This window comes from Terriglobus sp. YAF25 (genome assembly GCF_052113305.1).
Classification (GTDB): Bacteria; Acidobacteriota; Terriglobia; order Terriglobales; family Acidobacteriaceae; genus Terriglobus.
On sequence record NZ_JBFRCY010000429.1, the window covers coordinates 1 to 4001 of the forward strand.

Sequence of the window (4001 nt, forward strand, 5' to 3'; positions counted from 1 at the left end):
GCCTGCAGGCGCTGATCAAGACACGCAACTGGCATGGGTTGATCTCGGAGTACTCGTATACGTGGTCGCATAACCTTGGCAGCAATACAGCGCTGCCGACGGACAACACGAATCCCAATCTCGATTACGGCAATCTGGCGAATGACGTCCGTAATCAGTTCAAGGGATTCTTCACCTATGACGTTCCGGGGTTGAAGCGGGGACCGAAGTGGCTGACGCATGACTGGCAGGCGAGCAGCCTATTGTGGCTCCGCGGCGGTAAGCCGATTACGGCGAGCAGCTCCGCCAACAACTCCGGCCTGGGGCTGGGCGAGGGCGCTGACCGTGCCAGCCTGAGCGGCAACCCGCTGTACTGCGATTCGGGGTCGACATGTGTCRGCGGCGGCACCAGCAAGTCGATCGATTATGCGCTCAGCAAAGGCGTGCCTTACATCCAGTGGTTCAATCCGCTGGCAATTGTCTCGCCTGCGGCGTTGACGGTAGGAACGACCCGGGTAGGACAGTTCTATGGTCCGGGATATGCTTCGGTGGATCTCTCGATCTTCAAGAACGTTCCTCTGCGCGAGGGCATACGGGCGCAGTTCCGCGGCGAGATGTTCAATGTTTTCAACCGGTACAACTACTCCAATCCGACATTCGCGGCCAACTCCCTGACCTCGAATACGCAAACAACAGGACAGGTCACGGCGACTGCCGGCGGTTCCAGCGCTCCCGGTATCGGAGCGGGAGAGCCGTTCAACGTGCAGCTTGCTTTGAAGATCCTGTTTTAGCAATTCCTGAACTAGCCTTTTCAGGGTGCGGCCGCTGCAGGGGCTGTGGCGGCCGCACAATTTTTTCGGAGTGTGATGATGAAGTGCTATCGCAACGTACGATTCCTGGTAGTTCTGGCTGTCCTGGTTCTCTCTCGTTATTGCAGCGCGCTTGATGTCGCGGGGGAGTGGGTAGGCAAGATCAGCGGCCCGTTTGACTCGCAGTACACGGCCCAGTATGCGCATGTAACGCTGGCGGCCGAGGGAACGAAGCTGAGCGGAACATGGGGAAGCTTCGCCGTGCAGGGAGCGCTGAACGGCGGTAAGGTCGAGCTTACTTTTCTGGATGCGGGCGGAAAGACCGCCGGCAGCCTGAAAGGCGCTGTCAACGGAGAGAGGTTGACCGGCGACGGCAGTGTGACGCTGGCGCGACGTCCGGGAGGACCGGCGCAGCCGCCAATGGATGTAACGTGGTTGCTCACGCGTCCAGTGAAGGCTCCTGCTGCGGCGAAGACATACGACTACGAGCCCAAGGTCTTCTATTCGATCTATTCCGCGGCAGAGCCGCCGGCACTGCATATCTTTCCTGGTGACACGGTAAACACGCGCACGATGGATACGGCCGGGCGCGATGCGAATGCAACGCGGCATGGAACCGGCGGCGATGCGAATGTTGGCCCGTTCTATGTCGAGGGAGCGTTGCCGGGCGATACGCTGGTGGTGAAGTTTAGCAAGATCCGCGTCAATAAGCCGATCGGCCGCCAGGGCAGCCGCTTCAATCAACATGCGGTGACGCAGGCATACGCGGTAGCGGCGAAGTATGATCCGAGCTTCAATGGCAATTGGAAGCAGGAACCGGAGAAGGGTATGGCGACATTGCCGGCGACGCCAGGTCTGCCGCATCTGACGATCCCGCTTAAGCCGATGCTGGGCTGCATTTCGGTAGCGCCTCCGGCAGAGGAGGCGTATCGCGGCACTGATCTCGGCGTCTTCGGCGGCAACCTCGACTACAACGACAACACCGAGGGCGTGACGATGTACATGCCTGTCTTCCATCCAGGCGCGCTGCTTGGCTTTGGCGATGCGCATGGAGCGATGGGCGATGGCGAGGTGGTCGGCACAGGGCTTGAGACCTCGGTGGATGTGACCTTCACGGTAGATGTGATCAAGGGCTATCAGACGCCGCAGGTGCGGGCGGAGACAAAGGACTATCTGGTCTCGTTCGGCGTGTCGGGGTCCGTGCCGGAGTCGATTCAGCTGGCCACCACGCAACTGGCGGATTGGATGAAGAAGGACTACAAGCTTACAGACAGCGAGATCGCGTTGTTCTTCGGCGATGTGCTGAAGTACGACATCACCGAGCTTGTGGATCCGCACTTCGATGTTGTGGCGAAGGTGCCGAAGAGCGCGGTCGCCCTGCTGAATAAGTAATTCCCATTAGAGCAATTCTCCTAATACTGTAGCTCTGGATAAATCTGCGAATGCCGTTTTCTTCGAAGGAAAACGGCGCAAACAGCCAAGATTCCGCTCTATACCTTTAGGAGAATTGCTCCAGCTGCAACAAAAGGAAAGAGGAGTTCGTGATGGTGAAGCAGTGGATGAGGATTGCAGCTGTAGCCGGTGTCATGATGTGCGCGCGTCTGGCCCTGGCCGCGGATGTTTCCGGCGAGTGGGTTGCAAAGGTGGCGACGCCGGGTGAGCCGCAGTATGCGCATGTCTCGCTGCAGGTGCAGGGAGACAAGGTGATCGGAAGCTGGGGCACGTCGAAGGTGGAGGGAACGCTGGCCGGTGACAAGCTTGAGTTGTCGTTGACGGACGAAGACGGCAAGCCCGCAGGCAAGCTGAGCGCGACCCTGACTGGAGCGAGCTTTGCAGGTAGCGGAACCATGGCGATGCGGAATCGCTTCGGCGCCGGTGGCGGCTTTGGTGGAGGTGGTGGCGGCAGAGGAGCAGCCGAGGCCACGGTGAGCTGGACGATGGACCGCGCGGCGACACCGCCTGCGACACCGCGCTCGATCAAATTCGAACCGAAGGAACTGTATGCGACCTACTCGGCATCGGTGACGCCGGCGCTGCATATCTTTGTGGGCGATGTCGTCCACACGTGGACCGCGGATGCCGGTGGTGTGGATGCGAAGGGTATTCGTCATCGCGGTGGCGACTCGAACATCGGTCCCTTTTATGTAGAGGGTGCTTTGCCCGGCGATACGCTGGCGCTGCATCTGCTGAAGGTGCGCACCAATCGTGCGACAGCACGCCAGGGAACCAGGATCAACGCGCATGCGGTGACGGCGGCCTATCTGGTGGGCGCGAAGTATGATGCTGATTTCAGCGGAGAGTGGACGTTGTTGCCGGAGAAAGGAATCGCGGTTCCGGCGCATCCTTCCGAGCACATGAAGAACTACAGTGTGCCGTTGAAGCCGATGCTTGGCTGCATCTCAGTGGCTCCTCCGGGAGACGAGCAGTACCGCGGCGGCGATCTGGGGCCGTTCGGCGGCAATTTGGATTACAACGACAACGTGGAGGGCACGACGGTCTATCTCCCGGTCTTTCATGCGGGCGCGTTGCTGGGTATGGGCGATGGCCACGCCGCGATGGGTGATGGAGAACTGACGGGGAGTGCATTGGAGACATCGATGGATGTGGACTTCTCAGTGGAAGTGATCAGAGGCGACTCAACCGGGCAGGTGCGTGCGGAGACGAAGGACTATCTGATTGCGTTCGGCGTGACGGGATCTGTTCCAGAATCGATCCAGGTGGCTACATCGCAGCTTGCTACGTGGATCAAGAAGCAGTACGGCCTGAACGACAGCGAGGTAGCGATCCTGTTTGCGTCTACGCTGAAGTACGACATCACGGAGCTGGTGGATGCGAAGTACAACGTTGCGGCGAAAGTGCCGAAGAGCATTCTTTCCACGATGAAGTAGAAAACAGGTGCGGATTCGTCTTTTTCGGGATACATTAACCACAATCTCGTCCCGGAATAGAAAAAATTCTCTGAAAAACTCCGGGAGATACGTGTACCAAACGCCCAGGGCTGATGAGCCGGATTCGCCTGTTTCGAGCTGCGGGATCGTTGAAGCTTTCTCTGCATGCTGTCGTTCGGCTCTTGAGTATCCGTCCACAATGGTTCTTACGAACCGCACGGTGGGCTGCGTCCGCAACTCGAGCATTTTTCCTGTAGRTGTAGTGTGGGGTTTCTGCATCTATGGGCGTTTTCCGCAATGAAAACGCCGCTGCACTCCTCTTCCG

Annotated in this window: 2 protein-coding genes and 1 pseudogene; all 3 read left to right on the forward strand. The window is 58.9% G+C overall.

Features of this window, described 5'->3' with window-relative positions:
* Window positions 1-770, forward strand: a pseudogene (locus AB4043_RS17220) (hypothetical protein); the annotation flags it as partial.
* A gap of 75 nt (window positions 771-845) precedes the next feature.
* Window positions 846-2180, forward strand: a complete 1335-nt coding sequence (locus tag AB4043_RS17225) for an acetamidase/formamidase family protein (RefSeq protein ID WP_442303445.1) — start codon at window positions 846-848, stop codon at window positions 2178-2180.
* 152 nt (window positions 2181-2332) lie between these two features.
* Complete coding sequence (locus tag AB4043_RS17230; protein ID WP_442303446.1) at window positions 2333-3676, forward strand: acetamidase/formamidase family protein; 1344 nt, start codon at window positions 2333-2335, stop codon at window positions 3674-3676.
* The last annotated feature ends 325 nt before the right edge of the window (window positions 3677-4001 follow it).

Bases quoted from the DNA above. Each gene is read 5' to 3' on its own strand.
- AB4043_RS17225 (WP_442303445.1), top strand. From the start codon at position 846: ATGATGAAGTGCTATCGCAACGTACGATTCCTGGTAGTTCTGGCTGTC.
- AB4043_RS17230 (WP_442303446.1), top strand. From the start codon at position 2,333: ATGGTGAAGCAGTGGATGAGGATTGCAGCTGTAGCCGGTGTCATGATG.